Genomic DNA, 23,309 nt, shown 5'->3' on the forward strand with positions numbered 1-23,309 from the left:
TCTTGACGGGTGGTGGTGAGGGCGTGCCGGGGGCCGCCGTGCCGACGGGTCGGCTCCTTGAGGTCGCCTGTGACGAGTCCGGGTCGGACGGCGAGAACCTCACCCAGGGGAACACCGACGTATTCGCTCATGCCAGTGTGCGGTTGCCCCTCGATTCCGCCGCGGATCACGTCCAGGAGATACGCCGTCGCATCCGGTCTCCGGCGGAGGAGTACAAGGCGAATCATCTGCTGCGGGAGAAACACCGGACGGTGCTGGAATGGCTGCTCGGGTCCTCGGGGCCGGTCCATGGGCATGCGTATGTGCATCTGACCGACAAGTCGTTCTTCGTGGTCGACCGGGTGATCGACCTGCTGGTGACAGACGCCGGGGCGATGGCCGTCACCCTCTACCGGGAGGGCCGACGCACCTACGCCGACGAGCAGTGGAAGGCTTTCCTGGAGGCGTCCAACCATCTGATGCGCACCCGGTACAACGGGGAAGTCGGCACGCCGGTCGACTCGTTCTTCCGCACGGTGGACGCCCTGCGCCGCTCGCGTCCGCATACGCCGGCCGGCGAGATCATGGCGCTGCTCGGGCGGTCCCGGTCGCGCGCCGATTCCTTCCGGGCCCAAATGCTCGCATCCCCCGCCGTGATCCCGCTGCTCAATCCCTTGCTGCCGGCCATCGTTCACACGGCCGCCCACTGGAGTGCGGGCGGGCGGCTCGTCTCACTGGTCCACGACGAGCAGAACATGCTGACGGCGCAGCGGATCGCCTGGCTCAAGCAGTCCTCCGGCCTTGCCGGACTCCGGCTGGTCGATTCACGCCAGGACCCGCGGGTCCAACTGGCCGACTTCCTCGCCGGTATCGCCCGGAAGATCGCCTCGGACGAACTCAACAAGCGGGGCGACCCGCGGCTCACCGCACTGCTGAGGCCGTACGTCGGCGCGTCCTCCGTGTGGGGCGACGACCGCAGCGGACACCTGCTCGGAGTCGACGGCGGCCCCCAGGCCCAGGATGCCAACTCGCCGGTTTAGATTGCTCGTTGACACTTCATCCAGGAATTCAGGAGCTGATCCCGTGACGGAGACCCCGGCAGCCGCAGAACACCCCTCCGAGGCCGTGCGCAGCCGTATCAACACCACGCAGCCGCACACGGCCCGGATCTGGAACTACTGGCTCGGCGGCAAGGACAACTACGAGGTCGACCAGGCGGCCGGGGACCAGATCCGCCAACTGCATCCGGGCATCGGGGACTACGCGCAGGCGGACCGGCTGTTCCTGGGGCGTGCCGTGCGCCATCTCGTCGCCGACCGCGGGATACGCCAGTTCCTCGACATCGGCACCGGCCTGCCGACCGCGGACAACACGCACGAGGTGGCCCAGCGGCTCGCCCCGGATGCCCGGATCGTCTACGTCGACAACGACCCCCTCGTCCTCACGCACGCCCGTGCCCTTCTCACCAGTACGCCGGAAGGCCGCACGGACTACCTGGACGAGGACCTCCGCAATGTGGACGCCATCCTCGAACACGCCGCCAAGACACTGGACTTGAGCCAGCCGGTCGCCTTGATGCTCCTCGGGGTCGTCATCTTCATCGGCGACGACGAGGAGGCGTACGCGATCGTGCGCCGCCTGCTGGACGCGTTGCCCTCCGGCAGCCATCTCGTGCTCTCGCACACGATCACCAGCCCGGCGATGCCCGACGTGGACGCCGCCGTGGCCTTCTGGAACGAGCACGGCACTCCCAAGCTCACCCAGCGCACCCCTGAGGCGGTCGCCCGCTTCTTCGACGGTCTCGAACTTCTTGAGCCCGGCGTCGTCTCGTGCTCGCGCTGGCGGCCCGAGGAGACGGGCGGGTCCGAGCCGGAGGATGTGGCCATGTTCGGCGGGGTGGGGCGCAAGCTCTGAGGTTACGGCGGCTCACGGCCTCCTCGGTGAACGCGGTGCCGCGGGCGCACGTATGAAGGGAGGGCTCTCGACCGGAGCCCGCGGCGGCGGTGCCGCCGTGCCGTTCGGCTTCGGGAGCCCATGCATGAGGCACGCACGACGACGGATCGTCCGACGGGGGGCGCGACTCGCGGCCGTCGGCGGACTGCTCTGCGGAGGGCTGATGGTGACGCACGCGATGGCGAGCGAACCGTCCGACGCGTCGCGTGCCACGGGAAGTTCGGCCCAGTCCGCCGCCGACACCGGCGCCGGACTGGTGTCCCGCCTCGGCACCTCCCGTACCGCGGGCAGCTGGATCGCCTCCGACGGGCGCCCCGTCGTCGCGGTGACCGACGCGAGCGCGGCGGCTGAGGTGACGGACGCGGGCGCCCGCGCCAAGGTCGTGCGGCACAGCATGCAGGACCTCAAGTCGGCGACCGCGAGCCTGCGTTCGGCACCGCGGGTGGCGGGCACCGCCTGGGCCGTGGACTACACGAAGAACGAGGTGGTGGTGCAGGCCGACAGTACGGTCTCCGCCTCCGACTGGTCACGCATGACGAAGCTGGCCGATGGCATCGGGGATTCCGTGCGCATGCAGCGCACCCAGGGCACGTTCACCACGCGGCTGAACGGCGCGCAGCCGATCCTGTCGACCGGCGGGCGCTGTTCGGCGGGCTTCAATGTCACCAACGGGCAGAGCGAGTTCATCCTCACAGCCGGGCACTGCGGGCCCGCCGGGTCCGTCTGGTTCTCCGACAGCCAGGGCAAGCAGCAGGTGGGGCAGACGGTGACCACGACATTCCCCGGGAGCGACTTCTCCCTCGTGCAGTACACCAACGGCCAGGAGACCACGGCGGGTACGAATGTGGTGGCCATCGGCGGCGGAAACGGCGTCCGGATCACGGGCGCCGCCGATCCGACCGTGGGCCAGCGGGTGTTCCGCAGCGGGAGCACCAGCGGGCTGCACGACGGGAAGGTGACCGGGCTCAACGCGACGGTCAACTACCCGGAGGGCACCGTCACCGGACTCATCCAGACCACCGTGTGCGCCGAACCGGGTGACAGCGGCGGCCCGTTGTTCTCCGAGGGCATCGCGCTCGGCGTGACCTCGGGGGGCAACGGGGACTGCACCTCCGGAGGTACGACGTTCTTCCAGCCGGTCACCAAGGCGCTGACGGCGCTGGGTGTGAAGCTCGCGGGTCAGCCCGCGGCCTCCGCCTCCGCCCCTGCCGGTTCCGCGGCCCAGACCTCCCCGGCGCCGGCGGCCTCCGCGTCGCAGGGCGCGGCGGTGGCGCCGGGCTCCGCCGCGCCGGGCGCGGTCGAACCGGTCGGCACGGCGGGCACCGCCGAGACGCTCGTCTCCCGGCTCACGAACCCCAGGAACATCGGTCCGGGCCTGCTGGTCATCGCGGGAAGTCTCATCGCGCTGGTGGCCACCCGCTATATCCGGACAGAACAGGACCGCAAGCGCTACCGGCAGCAGTACTCACAGAGTTGGGGCTGAGGGTCACGCGGCCTGGGTGGGCGGAGAGGCCTCGGCCCACTCCAGGACGAGCCGCTGGTACTCCCGCCGCTCCTCCATGCTCAGCGTCCCGCCCGCCCGGAACCAGAGGGCCCGGATCTCCTCGTTGACCTCCGCGGCGGAGCGCTCGGAAGTGGGTTCAGGAGTGGTGGACATGGTGTGAAGCATACGGACCTTGGTGTGAAGGCGATGTGAGTAAAGGTACGTCGGGCGACATTACGGACCGTGAACCTCATCACTCACACGGCTCACATGTCCGTGGGCCCCAGCACCAGCACCTGGATCGCCAACACCGCGGCCCCGCGCGCCCAGTCGTGGAAGTCGGACACCTTCGTCTCCAGGTTGACCGGATCCGCCAGCGGATGCCGGTTCGCGAGGACAGTCTCCTCGATGAGCGGGCCCGCCACGTCGACGAGGCCGACGCCCTCTCCGGCGAGCAGGATCTTCTGGGGCATGGCGAAGTTGGCGATCTGGGCGACGACGGTACCGAGGGCGCGGGCCGCCTCGTCGACGACGCGGGAGGCCATGGGGTCACCTGCGGCGGCGAGGGCAAGGATCTCCTCGTACGTCAGGTCGTGGCCGGTGGCGGCACGGATCTGGTATCTGATGCTGGGAATGGTGAGCAGGGAGTTGGCGCTGCCGCGCTCCCCGTGCGGGGTGAGCGGGCCGTGGGGGTCGACCATCCAGTGACGGCCGACACCCCGGCCGTCGGTGGCACTGGCGACCCTGCTGCCGCCGAGCACGAGACCGTAGCCGATTCCGGCGCCGATGGTGAGAACGACGAAGCGGTCGAGGCCGCGGCCGGCGCCGAACCATGTCTCGGCCTCGACCAGGGCGGCGACGTCGTTGTCGACCACCACGGGCAAGCCGGTGCGCTCCTCGACGAGTTGGGCGAGCGGGACGTCATTCCAGCCGAGGAAGCCCGACTCGGCGACGACGGCGCGCTGCTCGACGCGGCCGCCCACGCCGATGCCGATTCCGGCCAGTCCGGGAAGGACGCGCGCGAACTCGTCCGCGATCTCCCGCAGAATGTCGGCCACTTGGTCCGGATCGTGCGTGGTGAGCGGACGGTCGCGCCGCGCCACGATGTCGCTCCTGAGGGTGGTGACCACGCCGTAGACCATGTCCTCGATGATCTTGAATCCGGCGAAGGAGCGGGACTCGGCGACGATGTCCAGGGGCTGCGAGGGCCGCCCCTGCCGTACCTCCGGGGGTACGGAGTCCTCAGTCGCCTCGATGAGCAGGCCCGACTCGATCAGCGGTTTGGTCAGCCGGGTGAGGCTGCCCGCCGAGAGGTTCAGCCGGCGCGCGATCTCGCTGCGCGACAGCGGACCGTGGACGAGCACCTCGATCGCCACCGCACGTTCGCCCGGGCTCAGCGGCAGCCAGCTGGCGGCACGTGTGGTCATGAACGTCGGACTCCCCGAGCTTTTCTTCCACTTCGGAAGTAATGACGTCACCCTACGCCGCGACCTCCCCACGGAGGCGATGCCCGCACGACTCTTGACGCCACGATTGTTTCGCCTCAAAAGTAAAAGGAAGTGACCAGAATCGACCAATGAACACCGACCAGTGAAGATCGACCAGTGAAGGATGCCCCTCACATGACGTTCTCTCTCGGCATCGTGGGCGCCGGTCAGTTCTCCGGCCAGTTCGCCAAACTGTTCCTCGCCCATCCGGGCGTGGGCGACGTCTACGTCACCGATCTCCTCCCCGAGCGGGCCGGGCAACTGGCGGCCGCCGAGGGGCTGTCGGGCACGTTCCCCTCGTACGAGGCGATGCTGGAGTCGAAGGCGGTGGACGCCGTCGCGATCTTCACCCAGCGCTGGACCCATGGTCCGCTGGTGCTCCAGGGGTTGGGTGCGGGGAAGCACGTGTACTCGGCGGTGCCGATGGCGATCACTACCGAGGAGATCGCGGCGATCATCGACGCGGTACGGGCGACCGGACTGACGTACATGATGGGCGAGACCAGCCAGTACAACCCGGCGACGGTCCATGCCCGCAACCAGATCGCCGACGGCGCCTTCGGGCGGCTCTTCTACGCCGAGGGCGACTACGTCCACGACATGGATCTCGGTTTCTACGAGGCGTACCAGTACAGCGGCGGCGAGAACTGGAAGGCGACCGCCAGCTATCCGCCGCTCCTGTACCCGACGCACTCGGTGGGCGGGGTGCTCGGCGCCTGGCAGACACACGCGGTGAGCGTGTCCGCGATCGGGGTGCGCGACGAGCGCGGGGACGGCGTGTTCGACAAGGAGATCAGCCAGTTCGGCAATGACTTCTCCAACGCGACCGCGCTGTTCGAGGTCGCGGGCGGCGGCTCGTTCCGTACGAACGAGTTCCGGCGGGTCGGCTATCCCTCGCACATCCGGGAGTCGCGTTTCCGGTTCTTCGGTACGGACGCGAGCATGGAGCAGCTCGCGACGGTGAGCTTCTGGCAGGACAAGAAGGGAGTGAAGGACATCACCGAGCTGCTGGAGCCCAAGCCCACACTGGCTCCTGATGATCCGTCGCTCCAGCACATCGCGCCCGCGCTGCGGGCCGCCTTCACGTCCGGGTCGGCGCCCGTGCACGACCGGGCGCGGCTCCCCCGGGAGTTCGACCAGCTCCACAACGGGCACGAGGGCAGCCACCACTTCCTGGTGGACGACTTCGTGACCGCGGTCGACACCCGGACGCTGCCGTCGGTGAACGCGTGGGTCGCCGCCCGCTACACCCTGCCGGGCATCGTCGCGCACGAGTCGGCGCGGCAGGGCGGGGTCAGGCTGGAGATCCCGGACTTCGGGGACGCTCCGGAAGCGTAACGTTTCGGCCCGTTGGGGGCCGGGCGCCGTCAGGTGCCCGGCTTGCGGCCGTACACGAACACGTCGTCGCCGGTCTTCAGCAGCGACCAGTACTTCTTCGCGGTGGCCGTGGTCATGTTGACGCAGCCGTGCGAGCCGGGCGGGTTCCACATGCTCAGGCCGACCGAGTGGAAGGCCTGGCCGCCGTCGAAGAACTGGCTGTAGGGCATCGGCACGTTGTAGATGTTCGAGACGTGGTCGATGTCCCGCCAGTAGATCTTCTTCAGGCCGGTGCGGGTCTCGTATCCGTCACGCCCGGTGCGGACCGGCACCGGCCCGTAGACGAGGGTGCTGCCGTCCTGGATCCAGCTGAGCTGGAGCGTCAGGTTGACGCAGGCGATGCGGCCCTTGTTGACCGGGCACTTGCCGTCCTTGTTGGGGTTGTTGCCGACGGCCTTCTGCTTGTTCATCAGGTCCATCACGCCCCAGGTGACGGATCCCGCGTACCCGATGTTCGGGGTGATGCCATGCTTGGTCTGGAAGGCCTGGATCGCCTTGCAGTCGGCGGTGGACTGCCGCCCGTCGACCGGCCGGCCGAGGAACTTCTCCACCTGCTTCTGATACGGGCCGGTCTGCGTCGTGCAGCTCGCGGCCTGCGCGGGCGTCGTGCCCAGCGCGAGGGTCAGCGGTGCGACCAGTCCGGTGATCCCGAGCGCGACGGCTCCTCGTCTGCGTATGTCCCCCATGGCGGGCCTTCCCTTTCGTGCTTCTCGCGTTACCTGCCTGGTAGACCCGCGTCGGGGGGTGTGCGTTGTAGGGAGGATCGGGCTGCGACCGAACGGTGACTTTTCTCGTAGCCTTGTGACACTTTTGGACGCGTCTGACCTGGGGCCTTGAGGAATCGGTCCCGCCCGGCACGATCGAGGTATACGAGAACAACGTCAACCTCTGGCTGGATTGGTGTGACGAGGCTGACGTCCGTCCAGTCCTGGACAAGCCGACCGGCGGGTCGCCGTGAACCCGTTGTTCTCGGAGTACGCGACGAGCTTGTGGTCGCCGCCCGCGTAGCAGTCGAGGCGGAGGAGCGAGACGCCCGGCCGGACGTCCACGCCTGCCCCGGGCAGCCACGCCCCGCCGAGACCCCACGCGCCCCGCGTCGCCTCCGGGCCGACGACGACCATGGCGGACCACCAGCTCCCGCCGGGCCCATCGGCCGTACTGTCCGGCCCGCTGACGCCCACTCCTGCGGCCCCGACAGCGGCGCGCCCGCGCCAACCCCGGGCGGCTACCGCAGCAGTGCCACCGCCCGCGTGAGCACATCCGGCGTGGCCGTGAACGGCAGACGCAGATGGTGGGCCAGGGTCGCGCGGTCGGGTGCGAACAGCGGACCGGGCGACACGGCGAGACCCCGAGCCGCGGCGCGCGCCGCCAGCTCTGTCGCCGTCGTGGCCGGGCCGAGGTGCAGCCAGATCGACAGCCCGCCGTTCGGCGCGGTGAAGGTCCATCCGGTCTCCAGCTCCGCGAGGAGTCCGGCCAAGTGGTCGCGCTGAGCTCGCAGGCGGGTCCGGCGGTCGGCGAGGACCTCGTCCAGGCCGTCGCCGAACAACTCGGCGGCGATCAGCTGCTCCAGCGGCGGCGATGACAACTGCGCCTGCAAGGGATTGCACACCAGCTCGCGTACGAGGTCCGCGCCGCCCCGGATCCAGCCGACCCGGAGGCCGCTCCACAGCACCTTGCTCGCCGAGCCGATCTGGATCACCCGTGCTCCGGAGAGATGGGGCTCCGGTCGGGGCGGAGTTCGCAGGTCCAGGTCGCGCATGGTCTCGTCGACGACGACGGTCAGCGCGTGGCGTTCGGCGAGGGCGGCGACCGCGCCCCGGGTCGGGGCGGTCATGTGCGCACCGGTGGGGTTGTGGAAGTCGGGGATGAGATAGGCGAGTTGGGGAGCCTTCCCGCGTACGACCTCGGTGAGACGCTCCGTGTCCCAGCCGAGCGCGGCCGTCACCGGCACGGGCAGCAGTCGGGCCCGGCGCCGTCGCAGGATGGCCAGCGCCCCGGGATAGGTGGGGCTCTCCACCACGACCGGCGCCCTGCGGTCGGTGTGCAGGTGGTCGAGGAGCAGCGTCAGCGCGGCCTGCGCGCCCGAGGTGACCAGGATCTGCTCCGGGCGGGTGGCCAGGCCCGAGCGTGTGTACCGCTCGGCGAGGAGTTCGCGCAGCCGGGGCAGTCCCGGTGTCGCCACCCCCGAGTCGACCAGCAGGGCCGCGCTGCGCTCGACGGCCCGGCCCAGTGCGGCGAGGTAGGCCTCGTGGGGCGCTGCCGTGACGGCGAGCGTCAGGTCGAGGTCCGCGTCACCCGATCCGCCCCGGTCCAGTGACCACGGTGTGGTGCGCTCGGTGAGGCGCGCGGGAAGTCGTACGACGCTGCCACTGCCGTGCCGGGTGTGCAGCCAGCCGTCGTCCCGCAGCAGGGTGAGGGCCGTGACGACGGTGCCGCGGCTGAGGTCGAGGGTGCGGGCGAGTTCCCGCTCTGACGGAAGCCGGGTTCCGGCGGGGAGACGGCCGTCGACCACCGCCTCGCGTACGGCAGCGGACAGCGACCGCGCGAGCGGGCCCTCTTTCGTGCGCCAGGTGCCGAGCGCGGCGGCGAATCCCCTCTGCATTGGTCCAGTTTCCCTCAACTGGACCAGGTTTTCCTCCCCGGCCCGCCTACGCTGCCGCCATGCACCGCACACTCGCCGACGACCTCGACCGGCTCCCCGAACTCCTCCAGTCCGCCCGCGACTTCGCCGCCCGGGAGGTCGGCGGGCTCGCCGACCGCCCCGTCGCCCACCTCGACAGGACGCCCGCCCCCGAGCCCCTCCCGGCCGAGGGAACGGGCGCGGACGGCGCCCTGGCCCGGTTCGCGGAGCGCTGGGCTCCCGGTTTCTCGGGCTCCGCGGGCCCGCGCTACCTCGGCTTCGTCACGGGCGGCGCGACGCCCGCCTCACTCACCGGGGACTGGCTGACCAGCACGTACGACCAGAATGTGTCCGGCAGTGCCGGTTCGTCCGCGACCGCCCTGGAGCACGAGACACTGGGCTGGCTGCGTGAGCTGTTCGGGCTGAGCGAGGCACACAGCGGTGCGTTCGTGAGCGGGGCGACCGTCTCCAACACGGTCGGGCTCGCCATCGCGCGGGAGTGGCTCGGCGAGCGGCAAGGCATGTCCGTGCCGAGCAGGGCGTCGCCGCCCTCGGTCCGGTGCACGTCTTGTCCGGCAGCCCGCACTCCAGCGTCGCCAAGGCGCTGTCGGTGCTCGGCATCGGGCGGGACCGGCTGCGTCCGGTGCCGGTGCTGACCGGGAACCGCGAGGCTGTCGACGTCGAGCGGCTCGCCGCCGCGCTCGACGCGCTCGACGGGCGCCCGGCCGTGATCGTGGCGAACGCGGGGACCGTGAACACCGTCGACTTCGACGATCTGCGGGCCATCGCCGCGCTGAAGGAACGGTACGACTTCTGGCTGCACGTGGACGCCGCGTTCGGCGGCTTCGCCGCGCTGTCACCGTCGTACGCGCATCTCGTCGAGGGCCTGGACGCGGCCGACTCCGTCTGTGTCGACCTGCACAAGTGGCTGAACGTCCCCTACGACTCGGCCGTCCAGTTCACGCGCCGCCAGGACCTCCAGGTGCGGGTCTTCCACAACGCGTCGCCGTATCTCGGCCTGCCCGGAGGCGATCCCGACTTCCTGCACCTCACCCCCGAAAACTCCCGTCGGCTGCGCGCGCTCCCGGCCTGGTTCTCACTCACGGCGTACGGGCGCGAGGGGAATCGCGAGATCGTCGAGCGGAACGTGGCGCTCGCCCGGCGGCTGGGCGAGCGGATCTCGGAGGAGGGTCCTCAGCTGCGGCTCCTGGCGCCCGTCCGGCTCAACGTCGTCTGCTTCACCCTCGCCGACGAGCCCAGCGAGGAGCGGGTGCACGCGCTGGCCCACGCGGTCGCCGCGTCGGGCGAGGCGTTCGTGACACCGACGTTCTACGGCGGGACGCACGCGCTGCGGGCGGGGTTCAGCAACTGGCGTACGTCCGAGGCGGATACGGACCGTGTGTTCGACGCCCTCAAGCGCTCCTGCGCAGATCTCCTCCCATGACCTCTGAGCACGCCGCTAAGCGTCGTCCCGGCGCTTGATCGCCTGCTGGAAACCGGTGTTGACCGCCAGCAGACCCCCGTCCACGCACAAGGTCGTCCCGGTGATCCACGCCGCGTCACCGGAGGCGAGGAAGGCGACGGCGGCCGCGATGTCTTCCGGCTCGCCGACGCGCCCCAGCGGATACGCCTCCTGCGCCAACGCGAGATCGGCTTCGCGGCCTTCCCACGCCGTGGTGCGGACCGTGCCCGGCGCCACCAGGTTGACGCGCACACCCCGCGCGGCGGCGTGCCCCGCAAGGGTGCGGGTCAGCGACATGAGACCCGCCTTGGCCGCGCTGTAGGCGTGGTTGCCGAAGTCCTGGATGCCGTTGACGGAGCCGATGCCGACGATGGCGCCGCGGCCCGAGGCCACCAGGTGCGGGAGTGCCGCGCGGGAGCAGCGGTACGCCCCGGTCAGCGTGATGTCGAGGTCGCGGGCCCACACCTCGTCCCGCGTGGCAGGCCCTGCTGGAGCGGCAGCGCGCCGGGCGCGAGGGCTACTACGCGGCCGTGCGGAACGATCTGGCGCTGCCGCCGGGCCACTCCGCGCGCTGGCCGCTGCCGCCGGTGCATCACACCTGAGCCTCACCGGTACCCCGTCGCGTCCGCCGGCTTGCCCGCGTCCTGGACCTCGACGAGGTAGCGCCAGGCGTCCGGGCGGCTGCCGTCGCGGTCGGTGAAACCGTACACCTGGGCGAGCTGCCCGCTGGAGAGCGACTCCCCGTTCCAGCGGGCGACGTCCGGGTCGGCGGCGAGGGCGGCGACGGCGCGACCCACGTAGAACGGGGTCTCGGAAATGCCGAAGTGCGGGTTGCGCTCCAGGGCGTCGCGCCAGTTCTCCTCGGTGACGCCGTAGTTGTCGAGCATCATCTCGGAGCGCAGCCACCCGGGTGTGAGGGCCACAGCGGTGGCTCCGCGTGTACCGAGCTCCTGCCCCAGGGCCCACGCCATACGCAGGACGGACGACTTGGCGAGGTCGTAGAAGAACGAGACCCGGTAGGTGTTCCGGTTGTACTCGGCGGTGCCGTCGGTCATCTCGACAACCAGGCCGCCCGGACGGCGCAGCAGCAAGGGCAGCGCGTGGTGGTTGGTGATCGCATGCGTCTCGACGGCGAGGCGCAGCAGCCTGAGGCCGTTGTTGAGGTCGTGCTCCCAGACCGGAGTATCCCACTCGAAGAGTTTTTCGCCGCCCCAGATGTCGTTGGCCAGCACGTCGAGGCGGCCCTGTTCGTCCGCGATGCGCGCGACCAGGGCCTCGACCTCGGACGGGACGAGGTGGTCGGTGGGAACCGCGATGCCCCGGCCGCCCGCCGCCGTGACCAGGTCCGCGGTGTCCTCGACGGTCTCCGGACGGTCGTACTCCGAACGGCGCTCGCGCGTGCTGCGCCCGGTCACATAGACAGTGGCACCGGCCGCGCCGAGCTCCACGGCGATCCCGCGACCGGCTCCCCGTGTCGCCCCCGCGACCAGTGCGACCTTGCCCCGCAGCGTGTATGCCAGCGGCCCTGACATGTCCGACCTCCGTGCTCGTAGCGCTCACGGGCTGCCTTCACCCATGTGTCTCTCCGAGCGTGCCCCGAAAGCCGGACATCTCCTGTCAGGTTTCTCCGGCCGTTCTGTCGTGTCCCAGCGCGCCGACGTCAGTGGCCGCGCGCGATCCACTCCGCCAGGTGCGGGGCCTCGGCCCCGATCGTGGTCGACTCCCCATGTCCCGTACGGACGACCGTGTCGGCCGGAAGGCCCAGCAGGCGCTCACGGATCGACTCGACGATCGTCGGGAAGTGGGAGTAGGAGCGACCAGTGGCTCCCGGTCCGCCCTTGAAGAGTGTGTCGCCCGTGAAGACGGTGCCCAGGCCGGGGTCGTACAGGCAGATCGCGCCCGGGGCGTGCCCCGGGGTATGCAGGACGGTCAGGTCGGCGCCGGCCGCCTCGATCACCTGGCCGTCCTGGAGCCAGGAATCGGGGAGGCGGTCGGGGTGGGTCTGCTTCCACAGCGGCAGGTCGTCGGGGTGGAGCCAGATCCTGGCGCCGGTGCGCTCGGCGAGGGCGGGAGCGGCGTCGATGTGGTCGTTGTGGGCGTGCGTGCACACGATGGCCAGGAGCCGCCGGTCGCCCACCGCTTCGGCGATGGCGTCGGCGTCGTGGGCGGCGTCGATGACGACGGCCTCGTGGTCGTCGCCGACGATCCACACGTTGTTGTCGACCGCCCAGGTGCCGCCGTCGAGCGAGAAGGTGCCCGAGGTGACGAGGTGTTCGATGCGCGTGGTCATCACAGCACCACCACCGAACGCAGCACGTCGCCGTGGTGCATCCGCTCGAAGGCCGGCTCGATCTCGTCCAGGGCGATCGTCTCGGACACGAACGCGCCCAGGTCGAGGCGTCCCTGGAGATGCAGGTCGATCAGCATCGGGAAGTCGCGGGAGGGCAGGCAGTCGCCGTACCAGGACGACTTGAGGGCGCCGCCGCGTCCGAAGACGTCGATCAGGGGCAGTTCGAGCTTCATCTCCGGGGTGGGTACGCCGACGAGCACGACCGTGCCCGCCAGGTCACGGGCGTAGAAGGCCTGCTTGTACGTCTCCGGGCGGCCCACGGCCTCGATGACGACGTCGGCGCCGAAGCCGCCGGTGAGCTCGCGGATCGCCTCGACGGGGTCGGTCTCGCGGGAGTTGACGATGTGTGTCGCGCCGATCTTCTGCGCGGTCGTGAGCTTCCGGTCGTCGATGTCCACGGCGATGATCTTCGCCGCGCCCGCGATACGGGACCCGGCGATCGCCGCGTCGCCGACGCCTCCGCAGCCGATGACGGCGACCGAGTCGCCCCGGCCGACGTTCCCGGTGTTGATGGCGGCCCCGATCCCGGCCATCACTCCGCAGCCGAGGAGTCCGGCCACGGCAGGAGACACAGCGGGGTCGACCTTGGTGCACTGCCCGGCCGCGACCAGCGTCTTCTCCGCGAAGGCGCCGATGCCCAGGGCCGGGGACAGCTCCGTGCCGTCCTTGAGGGTCATCTTCTGCTTCGCGTTGTGCGTGTTGAAGCAGTACCAGGGACGACCACGCAGACACGCCCGGCACTGCCCGCACACCGCACGCCAGTTGAGGATGACGAAGTCGCCGGGTGCGACGTCCGTGACGCCGTCGCCGACCGACTCCACGATCCCGGCCGCCTCGTGGCCGAGCAGGAACGGGAAGTCGTCGTTGATGCCGCCCTGTTTGTAGTGCAGGTCGGTGTGACAGACCCCGCATGCCTGGATCTTCACCACGGCCTCTCCCGGCCCCGGATCCGGCACGACGATGGTCTCGACACGCACCGGCTCGTTCTTGCCCGGTGCGATCACGCCCCGTACTTCCTGCGCCATGTGATGAGCCCTTCCGTAAGTCGACGTTCCGTCAACCGACCCTACGGTGTGACCGACCGGTAGAAGGCCAGGTGGCGCTCGGCGGCCTCCGCCCAGGTGTGGCGGACGGCCGGCTTCCGGCCGGCCGCCGTGCGCACCGGGTCGGACGAGGTGAGCGCGCGGCCGAGTTCCGCGGCGAAGTCCCGCGGGGGTGTTCGCGAAACGGGCGACCGGGCCGACCACCTCGCGCAGGACCGGCGGCTCACGGACGACCAGCGAGACCCCCGCGGCGAGTGCCTCCGGGCCGCGGTCCCGAAGCCCTCCTTGACGGCCGGCAAGATCCTCCCCGAATACCCCTGGGGGTACCTCTGCTACGGTGGAAATATACCCCCGGGGGTAATTTCCCGTGGCTTCGCGAGGAGCCCCGGGTTCACGAGGACCCCGGGTTCACGAGGACCCCCGGATTCACGAGGACCCCGGGTTCACGAGGACCCCGGGTTCACGAGGACCCCCGGGTTCACGAGGAGAGGAGTGCTGCCGTGTTCTTCGTTGACACCATCGAGGTGCCGGGCTTGGGCAACCGCAGCTATCTGGCGGGCGGCCCGCAGGGTGCCGTGGCGGTCGATCCGCCGAGGGACGTCGACCGGATGATCACGGCCGCGGCCCGACGGGGCGTGCGGATCACGTACGTCGTGGAGACCCACCTCCACAACGACTACGTGTCCGGCGGTCTGGAGCTGGCCCGCCTCACCGGAGCCGCCTACCTCGTGCCGGGCGGCGCGCGGGTCGCGTTCGAGCGGGTGCCGGTGGCCGACGGCGACAGCGTGGAAGTCGACGCCGGGCTGACCCTGCGCGCGCTGGCCACGCCCGGGCACACCCCGCACCACACCTCGTACGTCCTCGAGGATGCCGGGCGCGCGGTGGCGGCCTTCACCGGCGGATCCCTGCTCATCGGCACGGTCGGGCGGCCCGACCTGGTCGAGCCGCGGCTGACCGCGGAGCTGGCCCGGGCGCAGCACGCGTCCGCGCACCGGCTGGCCGCCGAACTGCCGGACGACACCGCTGTGCTGCCCACCCACGGCTTCGGCAGCTTCTGCTCCGCCGGGCAGACCCTCGGTGACGCGACGACCGTCGGGCACGAACGCGACACCAACGAAGCCCTGGCCAAGGACGTCGACACGTTCGTCGCCGAGCTGCTGGCCGGACTCGCCGAGGTGCCCGCGTACTACGCGCACATGGGCCCGGCCAACGCCGAGGGACCCGCCCCCGTCGACCTCACCCGGCCCGCGCTCGCGGACGCCGAGGAGATCGCCGACCGGCTTGCCGCCGGTGAGTGGGTCGTGGACCTGCGCAACCGGGTCGCGTTCGCGACGGGGCATGTCGCCGGGTCCGTCAACTTCGAGGCGGACGGTCAGCTCGCCACGTATCTGGCCTGGCTGCTGCCCTGGGGCAAGCCGGTCACGCTGCTCGCCGAGTCACCGGACCAGCTCGCGAACGCACAGCGGGAGCTCGTGCGCGTCGGCGTCGACCGTCCCGCCGCGGCCGCGATCGGCTCCCCCGCCGGCTGGGTGCGCGAGGGTGAACGCCCGCGCTCCTTCCCGCGCGCCACGTTCGCCGATCTTGCCGGGGCATCCTCCGACGGGGTCGTGATCCTGGACGTCCGGCGCGACTCCGAGCGCGCCGAGGGCCATGTCGCGGGTTCCGTGCACATCCCGGTCCACCAACTCCGCGACCGGCTGGGGGAGATACCCGCCGGAACCGTCTGGGTGCACTGCGCCGGAGGCATGCGGGCCGCCATCGCCGCCTCGCTCCTCGACGCGGCCGGCCGGGATGTCGTGGCCGTGGACGACGCGTTCGCCGCCGCGGGCGAGGCCGGTCTCCCCATGGCACGGATCACCCCCGCGCAGGCCCGGGAGCGTACGGGCTCCGCGGCCGATGCCGTACTGCTCGACGTGCGCGAGCCGGACGAATGGGCGGCCGGGCACGCGCCCGGTTCCATGAACGCCCCGCTCTCCGCGCTGGCCACCGGAGCCGCCCTGCCGTCGGCCGCCCAGGGCCGCCCGCTCGTCGCCGTGTGCCGCTCCGGGAAACGCTCCCGGGAGGCCACCGCGCTGCTCGCGGCGCGCGGCTTCGACGTGGTGGACGTGATCGGGGGGATGCGGGCTTGGGCGGAAGCGGGCCTGCCCGTGGTGCTCGCGCCCGCCACCGCGCCGGGCCGGGTCCCGGCCGTCCCGGGCGAAGGCTCGGTCGCGGCGGGCGACGGCTTTCCCGTCGTCAGCTCCGGGCCTGCGCCGGTGCGCGAGGAACACCGCGACGGCGGCCCGGCCGCGTGAGTGTCATGATCCTCGCTCTCGTCGCCGGAGGCGTGATCGGGCTCGCGCTCGGTGCGCTGGGCGGCGGTGGCAGTGTGCTGGCCGTTCCCGCCCTGATCTATCTGCTCGGATTCACCCCGGCCGCGGCCACCACCGCGAGCCTGGTCATCGTCACGGTCACCTCCGCGACCGCGCTCGCCGCGCATGCCCGGGAGGGCGGGGTCCGCTGGCGCGGTGGCGCACTGTTCGCGGCGGCGGGCCTCGTACCCGCTGCCCTGGGCGGAGCCGTCGCCGGGCATCTGCCGTCGGGCCTGCTGACCGCTGCCTTCGCCGTGGTCGCCGCACTCGCGGCCGTGCGGATGCTGCGCCCCTCGGCCGCCGAGCCCGACGCGACGCCACCCCGTCCGGGACGGATCGCCGGGACGGGTGCGGGACTCGGCGCGGTGACCGGCGTGCTGGGGGTGGGCGGCGGCTTCCTCGCCGTACCGGCCCTGGTCAGTGTGGTGGGTCTGCGGATGCGGGCCGCCGTCGGCACGAGTCTGCTGGTCATCACCGTGAACTCACTGGCGGCGCTGGCGGCCCGCGCGGGGGCGGCGGAGAGCCTCGACTGGTCGGTCGTCGCGCCGTTCGCGGGCGCCGCGGTTCTCGGCGCGTGGGACGGCAAGCGCCTGGCGGCGAAGGTCTCCGGGGGCGGTCTTCAGCGGATCTTCGCCTGTCTGCTGCTGGCGGTGGCCGCGTTCATGCTGATCGACGCCGTCGTATGACGTCGGCACATCCGGAGGCGCACGGGCAGACGATCCTCACGCCAGCGACAGGAACAGCTTCTCCAGCCGGGCGCGCATCGCGTCCCTGTCCTCGCCGTTCTTCGCACCGTCCTCGGCATCGGTCATGCACTGCTGCAGCCCGGTGGCGATGATCGCGAATCCGGCCCGGTCCAGGGCGCGGGAGGCCGCGGCGAGCTGGGTGACCACGTCCTCGCAGTCGCGCCCCTCCTCGATCATCTTGATCACACCGGAGATCTGCCCGTGCGCCCGGCGCAGCCGGTTCAGGACTGACTTCAGCTCGGCAGCCGCGAGATCCAGTTCCACGAAAACTCCTTCACCCATACCCCTAGGGGTATGATACCCCGCCCCTCCGGGCACCCTCGAAGATCAAGGATGACACCTGACATGACGACGCCTTCGTCCCTCGACGCCGACCAGGCCCGCACGCGGCTGCCGGAGCTGACCGTCCTCGATGTCCGCACGCCCGGCGAGTACGCCTCCGGCCATCTGCCCGGCGCCCTCAACATCCCCCTGGACCAGCTGCACCGCGCGCTGCCCGCGCTCAAGGCGACCGCTGCGGACCTGCTCGTCGTCTGCGCGTCCGGCGCCCGTTCCGACAGCGCCCGCAAGACGCTCGCCGAGCACGGTGTGACGGCCGCGACCCTCACCGGCGGCACCAGCGCGTGGGCCGAGCGCGGCCATGAACTTCACCACCCCGTTGCCGGCACGCGCACCACCTGGTCCATGGAGCGTCAGGTCCGTCTCACCGCGGGCAGCGTCGTCCTGGCCGGGCTGGGCCTCGGCCTGCTGCACCCCGCGTGGCAGTTGCTCTCCGCCGGAATAGCGGGCGGTCTGGTCTTCTCGGCGCTCACCAACACCTGCGGCATGGCCGCGCTACTGGCCAGGCTGCCGCACAACCGGCCCCGGGGCGCCGACCTCGACGCGACGCTCGCCGCGCTCGCGCGGCGCTGACGCGGGCCGACGCCCCCGCCGTCGGATGAGCTCCCTGACGGCACGGGCGATGCACGCCTCGTCCCGCCCCTGCTCCTCGTCCGCCTCGGCACCGAGGGCAAGCGGGCGGTGCGGTTCGCGGACGCGGTCGCCCGGCGGACCGGGACGGTGCCACGACGTTCCTCGAACTGGGCGCCGACGAGGTACCGGCCCGCATGCGCGAGGGCTGCCTGCCGCACCGGGGCGAGTCCTCGCTCGTCCGCTCGCTCGCCCCGGACTGGCGGACCCTGCACGGAGGTTGACCGGTTCTCGGTTCGCGCTCGCGCCGACGTAGCCTGAATGCTCCATCCCGACTCCGGCGAGGAGCCCCGTGAGCATCACCGACGCCGAGCCGGACGTGCCCGCGTGGCGCCTGCTGCTCGGGTACGTACGACCGCATCGATGGGCGCTGCTGGCGGGCGCGTTGCTGGCGCTCGCGACCGGGGCCACCGGTCTGGTGCTGCCGTTGGTGGCGCGGGGGCTCATCGACGACCTGTCGCACGACAGGCCCATCGGGCGTGTGCTGCTCGGTATGGCGGCGCTGGTGGTCACCAACGCGGCGGTGGGGGCGCTGGGTTCGTATGTGCTGCGGCGCACCGCCGAGTCGGTGGTGCTGGGCGCACGGCGCGACCTGTCGTCGTATCTGCTGCGGCTGCGGATACCGGCCGTGGACCGCAGCGAGCCGGGTGACCTGATGGCGCGGATCACCTCCGACACGACGCTGCTGCGCGAGGTCACGACCGACTCCCTCGTCGGTCTCGGCACCGGCGGTCTCACCCTCGTCGCGACGGTGGTGATGATGGGACTGGTCGACGTGGTGCTGCTCGGCGTCACCCTGGGCGTTGTCCTGTGCGCCGGGACGGTGCTCGGTGTGATCGTGCCGCGCATCAACCGGGCGAGCAAGCAGGCGCAGGACGCCGTCGGCGTGATGGGCGCCTCGCTGGAGCGGATCCTCGGCGCGCTGCGCACGGTCAAGGCCTCCGGTGCGGAGCACCGCGAGGAGCAGACCATCCACGCGGCGGCCGAGGAGTCGTGGCGGCAGAGCGTCCGGGCCGCCAAGTGGTCGGCGGCCGCGGGCAATACGGCCGGTCTGGCGATGCAGATCGCCTTCATCACGGTGCTCGCGGTCGGCGGAGCAAGAGTCGCGACCGGCGCCATCGACGTGGGCACGCTGGTCGCGTTCCTCCTCTACGTCTTCTATCTGATGTCGCCGATCCAGCAGGTGGTCGGCGCGATCACGCAGTACCAGACCGGTGCCGCCGCGCTCGCCCGGATCCAGGAGGCGCTGCGGCTGCCCGCCGAACCGGCTTCCCTGCCCGCGCCGTTGCCGACCCCGGGCGCCGAGCCCGCCGCGCTCGCCTTCGACGACGTCCGCTTCCGGTACGCCGACGATCTGCCGTACGTCCATCACGGCGTGACCTTCGCCGTCCCGGCCCGCGGCATGACCGCGTTCGTCGGACCCTCCGGCGCGGGCAAGACCACCGTCTTCTCGCTCATCGAGCGGTTCTACGACCCCGAGGCGGGCGTCATCACCCTCGACGGCCGTGAGCTGGAGGACTGGGATCTGCCCCGGCTCCGTTCCGCCATCGGCTATGTGGAGCAGGACGCTCCGGTGCTGTCGGGCTCCCTGCGCGACAATCTGCTGCTCGGCAATCCGGAGGCCGAGGACGCCGACCTCACCCGGGCACTGAAGACGACCCGCCTCGACGGCCTGGTCGCCCGGCTGCCGCGCGGCCTGGACACACTGGTCGGTCACCGCGGCACCAAGCTGTCCGGCGGCGAGCGCCAGCGCGTCGCCATCGCCCGCGCCCTGCTGCGCCGCCCGCGCCTGCTGCTCCTGGACGAGGCCACGTCGCAGCTCGACGCGGTGAACGAGGCCGCGCTGCGCGACACGGTCGCCGATGTCGCCCGGACGACCACGGTCCTCGTGGTCGCGCACCGGCTGTCCACCGTCACGATGGCGGACCGCATCGTCGTCATGGACGCGGGGCAGGTCCGCGCGGTGGGAACGCACCGCGAACTCGTGGCCGGGGACCCGCTGTACGCCGAGCTGGCGGCCACGCAGTTCCTCGCGACCGTCGGGTAGCCACCTACAGGTGCCGGTGGAAGAAGTCCGCCACGGTGTCCCAGGTCGGATCGCACGGCCGCGCCTCGGTCTCCTTGCCCCCGCGCGAGGAGACCGTGAACGCGTCCCGCCGCACGCCGGGGTCGGTCAGGAAGTCGTTCCAGGGTCCGTGCCCGGCATGCGGCAGGGTGATCAGCTCGACGTCGGCGCCCGCCTCGGCCAGTGCGTCGTAGAAGAGTTCGCCCTGGCCGTACGGGACGATCCGGTCGGCCCTTCCGTGCAGGATCAGGAAGGGCGGGGCGTCCTGGCCGACGTACGTCAACGGGCTTGCCCGGCGGGCGAGTTCGGGCCGTTCCTGAAGGGGGCCGCCGAGGAGGCGGGACTCCGCGGACTCGGGGTCGTCATGGCCGTACGGGCTGCCGGGGGTGGGGGTCCCCCCCGGTCGAACGAAGTTGAGCTGGGGGAGGGTGAATTCCTGGAGCGTGCCGGGGAGCATCTGCTCGTCCATGCGCAGCAGGTCGGTCGGCGGGTAGACGGGTACGGCGGCACGGATGCCGTCGACGGTGAGCGCGGCCATCGCCGCGGCCCAGCCGCCCGATGACTCGCCGAACATTCCGATGCGGTCGAGGTCGGGGCGGTACGCGAGGGAGTTCGTCCGGAGATGGCGGATCGCCGCCTCGATGTCCTGCGCCTGCCCGGCGAAACAGGTCTGCGCGCTGGAGCGGATGGCGAGCCCGGCCACGGCGAAGCCGCGCGGGTTCAGCCGCCGGGCGACCACGTCGGCGTCCTCCCTGCCGGTGTCGGCCAGCCAGCCCGAGCCGCGGCTCCAGATCACCAGCGGCCAGGGACCCGCACCGTCCGGGACGTACAGGTCGATCAACTGACCGTCGAGACCGTCGCCGTACGCGATGTCCTTGAGTTCCTTGGCCATGGATCAGCTCTCCTTCTATGGTGATGTTCTCTTTCCGTCACAGCTGCCGTTCACCTGCTCGGCGGCCACTTCAAACTAGGCGGGGAGACACGCTCCACTCGGATACGTTGGCGACTGAACATGGTCAAAAACCGACATGCGGCCCGGCAGGCCATCCCCGAGGTCGCCTTCGCCGCCCCGGTCGGCACTCCGGCGGGCCTGGAAGTGATCTCGCTGGCCGACCTGCGCGCCAGGGCACACGCCCGCGGGGCCGACCTCGGCGCGCCACAGCGCCCCCGCTTCCACCACGTCCTCACGCTCACCTCCGGCATGCTGCGGCAGACCGTGGACTTCACGGCATACGCGCTCGATCCGGGCGCGTGGCTGTGGGTGCGGCCCGGTCAGGTGCTCCAGTGGGGCGATCTCGCGCGGGCGGAGGGCGTCCTGGTCGTCTTCGAGCGGGACTTCCCGGATCCGGGCACCGTGGCCGCGGCCCAGGTGGACGACCCGCACGCGCGCGTGCTGCTCGAACCGGACGGCGAGGACGCCGAGGCACTGCGCCTCGCCGCCGCCCACCTGGAGCGCGAGTTCCAGTCCTGGGGTCGGCTGCCGCCCGACGTGCACGTCGCCGTGCTGCGCCACCTCTTGGACGTCCTGATCCTGCGCATGGCCCACCTGGAGGTCCCCGGCAGCTGCGCCCCCGAGCCGGGCGAGACCTTCCTGCGCTTCCGTGACGCCGTCGAGCGGGACTTCGCCCGCACCCGCCGCGTGGACGACTACGCCGCCGCCCTCGGCTACTCCGCCCGCACACTGTCCCGGGCCGCCCTCGACGCGGCGGGCGTCGGCGCGAAGGAGTTCATCGACCGCCGGGTCGTCCTGGAGGCCAAGCGGCTGCTCGCCCACAGCGACCTCTCAGCCGCCCGCATCGGCGCCCAGCTGGGCTTTTCCAGCTCCACGAACTTCGCCAAGTACTTCCACCAGCGCGCCGGACTGGCCCCCATCGCGTTCCGGAACGTCGTGCGGGGAGGACCCCGGGAGATCCGGGAAAACTAGGCCCGGACCATTGACACCCACGTGCCCCACCCTGAAACTCGCACAGAGTGAACACAACTTCACCAGGCGAACGAACGAGCTCGCTTCCTCAGGGACTTGAACATGACTTCTCCCGCTTTGCCCGGTGCACAGCACCTGTCACCCGACCGCCCGCCGCACACCTTCCGCACGGTCTTCCCGGTGCTGGCGCTGTGCTGGCTGGCCGTCTTCTTCGACGGCATGGACGTCAACATCTACGGCGCGGTCATGCCGCACATGCTCGACGACTCGGGGCTCGGGCTGACCCCGGCGAGCGCGGGCACGATCGGCAGCTGGACCACGTTCGGCATGCTCATCGGCGCGCTGACCGCCGGGAACATCACCGACTGGCTGGGCCGCCGCCCGATGCTGGTGGCCAGCGTGACGCTGTTCTCCATCGGGTCCGCGATCTGCGCGTCGGCCGGGGACGCCACCCTGTTCGGGACGGGCCGGTTCATCGCCGGGCTCGGGCTCGGCGGTCTGATGCCGCTGTGCCTGGCCATGGTCATGGAATTCGCCCCGCCGCGCCGCGCGGCGCTCACCACCGGGCTGCTGATGACCTCGTACCACGCGGGCGGCATGTTCGCGACGGCGCTCGGGCTGACGCTCGCGCCCGCGGCGGGCTGGCGCTGGGTGTTCTGGGCGGGCGTGCTGCCCGCCGTGGTCGCGATCACGGGCGTCTGGCTCTTCAGTGCGCAGGTGATGGTGTACGCCACCGCCAACACCGTCTATCGCGACAGCGAGCGTGCGGCAGGCCTGGGCATGGTCACCGGGGTCGGCCGCACCGGTGCCGTCGTCGGGCCCTGGCTGATCGGCGCGCTCGCCGCGAACGGCGACCAGAGCTGGGGCTTCACCACGTTCGCCCTGGCCGGACTGCTCGGCGCCGCGGCCATCGCGCTGGTGCCGCTGGCCCGGCGCACGAGCCGACGGGAGCCGACCTCCGCTGCCGCCGCCGTCCCCTCCGAGGCCTGAGCCAGTACGGGTAGTGCGCCTGCTGCGTGGCGATGGCCACCCAGCGGGCGTTGGAGAACGCCTCGATACCCCAGCGGCCTCCGAAGCGCCCGTAGCCGGAGGCCTTGACGCCACCGAAGGGCGCGTGCGGCTCGTCGGCGACGGGCGGGCCGTCTCCTACTCGACCGCCGGGAGCAGCCCGGTGACGGGTGCGACCAGGTCGGTCACCTGGTGCAGCTGGTTGAGGTCATTCAGGCGGTTGAGCCCGGCCAGCTGGCTGGCGACCCGCGGGATTTCGTGCCGGTGCTCGGCGGGAATGCCGCTCTGGGCAAGCGAGTCGAGCTGAGCGATCGGGTTCAGCTTCCCCGCACCCGGGTCCACGGAGACGGCGGCGTTCGCCATCGGCGCGGCAAGGCCCGTGACACCGGCGGCGAGACCAACGGCAGCGACAATACGTCGTGTTGAGATCATGCTTTCAGCAACGGACCCGGACCCCGGGCGGACACGGCCGTCCCCCGCCGCTCACCCGTC

The 23,309-nt window shown here is 71.4% G+C and carries 21 protein-coding genes and 3 pseudogenes; 11 read left to right on the top strand and 13 right to left on the bottom strand.

All coding sequences use genetic code 11. From position 1 onward, the window contains the following. Positions 1-2 precede the first annotated feature (2 nt). From ACZ4WS_RS30045 to ACZ4WS_RS30055, 3 genes are all read left to right on the top strand, one after another. Entirely contained in the window at positions 3-1,019 is a 1,017-nt protein-coding gene (locus ACZ4WS_RS30045) for a DUF3800 domain-containing protein (RefSeq protein ID WP_467985335.1), read from the top strand. 43 nt (positions 1,020-1,062) lie between these two features. Then, positions 1,063-1,893, top strand: coding sequence for an SAM-dependent methyltransferase (locus tag ACZ4WS_RS30050; protein WP_467985337.1), 831 nt, complete (start codon positions 1,063-1,065; stop codon positions 1,891-1,893). Positions 1,894-2,017: 124 nt separating this feature from the next. Continuing rightward, positions 2,018-3,415 (top strand): S1 family peptidase, encoded by a 1,398-nt coding sequence (locus ACZ4WS_RS30055; RefSeq protein ID WP_467985339.1) that lies wholly within the window; start codon positions 2,018-2,020, stop codon positions 3,413-3,415. 3 nt (positions 3,416-3,418) lie between these two features. Here the strand turns inward: ACZ4WS_RS30055 and ACZ4WS_RS30060 are convergent, their stop codons facing one another. Further along, a complete protein-coding gene (locus tag ACZ4WS_RS30060) occupies positions 3,419-3,601 on the bottom strand; it encodes a hypothetical protein (RefSeq protein WP_467985341.1) in 183 nt (60 codons plus the stop codon). 80 nt (positions 3,602-3,681) lie between these two features. Then, positions 3,682-4,842: an ROK family protein gene (locus tag ACZ4WS_RS30065; protein ID WP_467985343.1), complete on the bottom strand. Its 1,161-nt coding sequence runs from the start codon at positions 4,840-4,842 to the stop codon at positions 3,682-3,684. Positions 4,843-5,037: 195 nt separating this feature from the next. On the opposite strand from ACZ4WS_RS30065, the gene ACZ4WS_RS30070 reads away from it, so the two are divergent. After that, positions 5,038-6,240 carry a Gfo/Idh/MocA family protein gene (locus tag ACZ4WS_RS30070; RefSeq protein ID WP_467985344.1) on the top strand — a complete coding sequence of 401 codons (1,203 nt, stop codon included), beginning with the start codon at positions 5,038-5,040 and terminating at the stop codon, positions 6,238-6,240. A gap of 29 nt (positions 6,241-6,269) precedes the next feature. Here the strand turns inward: ACZ4WS_RS30070 and ACZ4WS_RS30075 are convergent, their stop codons facing one another. From ACZ4WS_RS30075 to ACZ4WS_RS30085, 3 genes are all read right to left on the bottom strand, one after another. Then, positions 6,270-6,965 (bottom strand): L,D-transpeptidase family protein, encoded by a 696-nt coding sequence (locus ACZ4WS_RS30075; protein ID WP_467985346.1) that lies wholly within the window; start codon positions 6,963-6,965, stop codon positions 6,270-6,272. Positions 6,966-7,160: 195 nt separating this feature from the next. After that, positions 7,161-7,400 (bottom strand): hypothetical protein, encoded by a 240-nt coding sequence (locus ACZ4WS_RS30080; protein WP_467985348.1) that lies wholly within the window; start codon positions 7,398-7,400, stop codon positions 7,161-7,163. 104 nt (positions 7,401-7,504) lie between these two features. Beyond that, positions 7,505-8,881 carry an aminotransferase-like domain-containing protein gene (locus ACZ4WS_RS30085; protein ID WP_467985350.1) on the bottom strand — a complete coding sequence of 459 codons (1,377 nt, stop codon included), beginning with the start codon at positions 8,879-8,881 and terminating at the stop codon, positions 7,505-7,507. Between the two features lie 59 nt (positions 8,882-8,940). Here ACZ4WS_RS30085 and ACZ4WS_RS30090 point away from each other — a divergent pair. Next, positions 8,941-10,343, top strand: a pseudogene (locus tag ACZ4WS_RS30090) (pyridoxal phosphate-dependent decarboxylase family protein). A gap of 18 nt (positions 10,344-10,361) precedes the next feature. Here the strand turns inward: ACZ4WS_RS30090 and ACZ4WS_RS30095 are convergent. The 4 genes and pseudogenes from ACZ4WS_RS30095 to ACZ4WS_RS30110 form a co-directional block, all read right to left on the bottom strand. Then, a pseudogene (locus ACZ4WS_RS30095) lies at positions 10,362-11,876 on the bottom strand (SDR family oxidoreductase); the annotation flags it as partial. A 145-nt stretch (positions 11,877-12,021) separates the two neighbouring features. Further along, positions 12,022-12,651, bottom strand: coding sequence for an MBL fold metallo-hydrolase (locus ACZ4WS_RS30100; RefSeq protein WP_467985353.1), 630 nt, complete (start codon positions 12,649-12,651; stop codon positions 12,022-12,024). Next, positions 12,651-13,736, bottom strand: a complete 1,086-nt coding sequence (locus ACZ4WS_RS30105) for an S-(hydroxymethyl)mycothiol dehydrogenase (protein WP_467985355.1) — start codon at positions 13,734-13,736, stop codon at positions 12,651-12,653. Before ACZ4WS_RS30105 ends, ACZ4WS_RS30100 begins: the two co-directional genes overlap by 1 nt. 41 nt (positions 13,737-13,777) lie before the next feature. After that, entirely contained in the window at positions 13,778-13,981 is a 204-nt protein-coding gene (locus tag ACZ4WS_RS30110) for a hypothetical protein (protein ID WP_467985357.1), read from the bottom strand. Positions 13,982-14,254: 273 nt separating this feature from the next. Here ACZ4WS_RS30110 and ACZ4WS_RS30115 point away from each other — a divergent pair, with 273 nt between their 5' ends. Both ACZ4WS_RS30115 and ACZ4WS_RS30120 read left to right on the top strand, forming a co-directional pair. After that, positions 14,255-16,048 carry an MBL fold metallo-hydrolase gene (locus ACZ4WS_RS30115; protein ID WP_467985359.1) on the top strand — a complete coding sequence of 598 codons (1,794 nt, stop codon included), beginning with the start codon at positions 14,255-14,257 and terminating at the stop codon, positions 16,046-16,048. Then, positions 16,045-16,791, top strand: coding sequence for a sulfite exporter TauE/SafE family protein (locus tag ACZ4WS_RS30120; RefSeq protein WP_467985361.1), 747 nt, complete (start codon positions 16,045-16,047; stop codon positions 16,789-16,791). The genes ACZ4WS_RS30115 and ACZ4WS_RS30120 overlap by 4 nt, the downstream gene beginning before the upstream one ends. Before the next feature lie 36 nt (positions 16,792-16,827). Here the strand turns inward: ACZ4WS_RS30120 and ACZ4WS_RS30125 are convergent, their stop codons facing one another. Further along, positions 16,828-17,115 (bottom strand): metal-sensitive transcriptional regulator, encoded by a 288-nt coding sequence (locus ACZ4WS_RS30125; protein ID WP_467985363.1) that lies wholly within the window; start codon positions 17,113-17,115, stop codon positions 16,828-16,830. An 81-nt stretch (positions 17,116-17,196) separates the two neighbouring features. Here ACZ4WS_RS30125 and ACZ4WS_RS30130 point away from each other — a divergent pair, with 81 nt between their 5' ends. Beyond that, positions 17,197-17,763 carry a rhodanese-like domain-containing protein gene (locus ACZ4WS_RS30130; RefSeq protein ID WP_467985365.1) on the top strand — a complete coding sequence of 189 codons (567 nt, stop codon included), beginning with the start codon at positions 17,197-17,199 and terminating at the stop codon, positions 17,761-17,763. Between the two features lie 349 nt (positions 17,764-18,112). Further along, positions 18,113-19,867 (top strand): ABC transporter ATP-binding protein, encoded by a 1,755-nt coding sequence (locus tag ACZ4WS_RS30135; RefSeq protein WP_467985367.1) that lies wholly within the window; start codon positions 18,113-18,115, stop codon positions 19,865-19,867. A 4-nt stretch (positions 19,868-19,871) separates the two neighbouring features. Here ACZ4WS_RS30135 and ACZ4WS_RS30140 read toward each other — a convergent pair whose 3' ends face one another. Beyond that, a complete protein-coding gene (locus ACZ4WS_RS30140) occupies positions 19,872-20,777 on the bottom strand; it encodes a prolyl oligopeptidase family serine peptidase (protein WP_467985369.1) in 906 nt (301 codons plus the stop codon). A 120-nt stretch (positions 20,778-20,897) separates the two neighbouring features. Between ACZ4WS_RS30140 and ACZ4WS_RS30145 the strand changes: the two genes are divergently transcribed. After that, positions 20,898-21,809, top strand: coding sequence for a helix-turn-helix transcriptional regulator (locus ACZ4WS_RS30145; RefSeq protein ID WP_467985371.1), 912 nt, complete (start codon positions 20,898-20,900; stop codon positions 21,807-21,809). 102 nt (positions 21,810-21,911) lie between these two features. Then, on the top strand, positions 21,912-22,799 hold the full coding sequence (locus tag ACZ4WS_RS30150; protein WP_467985373.1) for an MFS transporter: 888 nt from the start codon (positions 21,912-21,914) through the stop codon (positions 22,797-22,799). A 4-nt stretch (positions 22,800-22,803) separates the two neighbouring features. Here ACZ4WS_RS30150 and ACZ4WS_RS30155 read toward each other — a convergent pair. Both ACZ4WS_RS30155 and ACZ4WS_RS30160 read right to left on the bottom strand, forming a co-directional pair. Continuing rightward, positions 22,804-22,941, bottom strand: a pseudogene (locus tag ACZ4WS_RS30155) (aldehyde dehydrogenase family protein); the annotation flags it as partial. Between the two features lie 14 nt (positions 22,942-22,955). After that, positions 22,956-23,249 carry a hypothetical protein gene (locus ACZ4WS_RS30160; RefSeq protein WP_467985375.1) on the bottom strand — a complete coding sequence of 98 codons (294 nt, stop codon included), beginning with the start codon at positions 23,247-23,249 and terminating at the stop codon, positions 22,956-22,958. Between the last annotated feature and the right edge of the window lie 60 nt (positions 23,250-23,309).

Source organism: Streptomyces sp. NPDC029292, assembly GCF_055569295.1.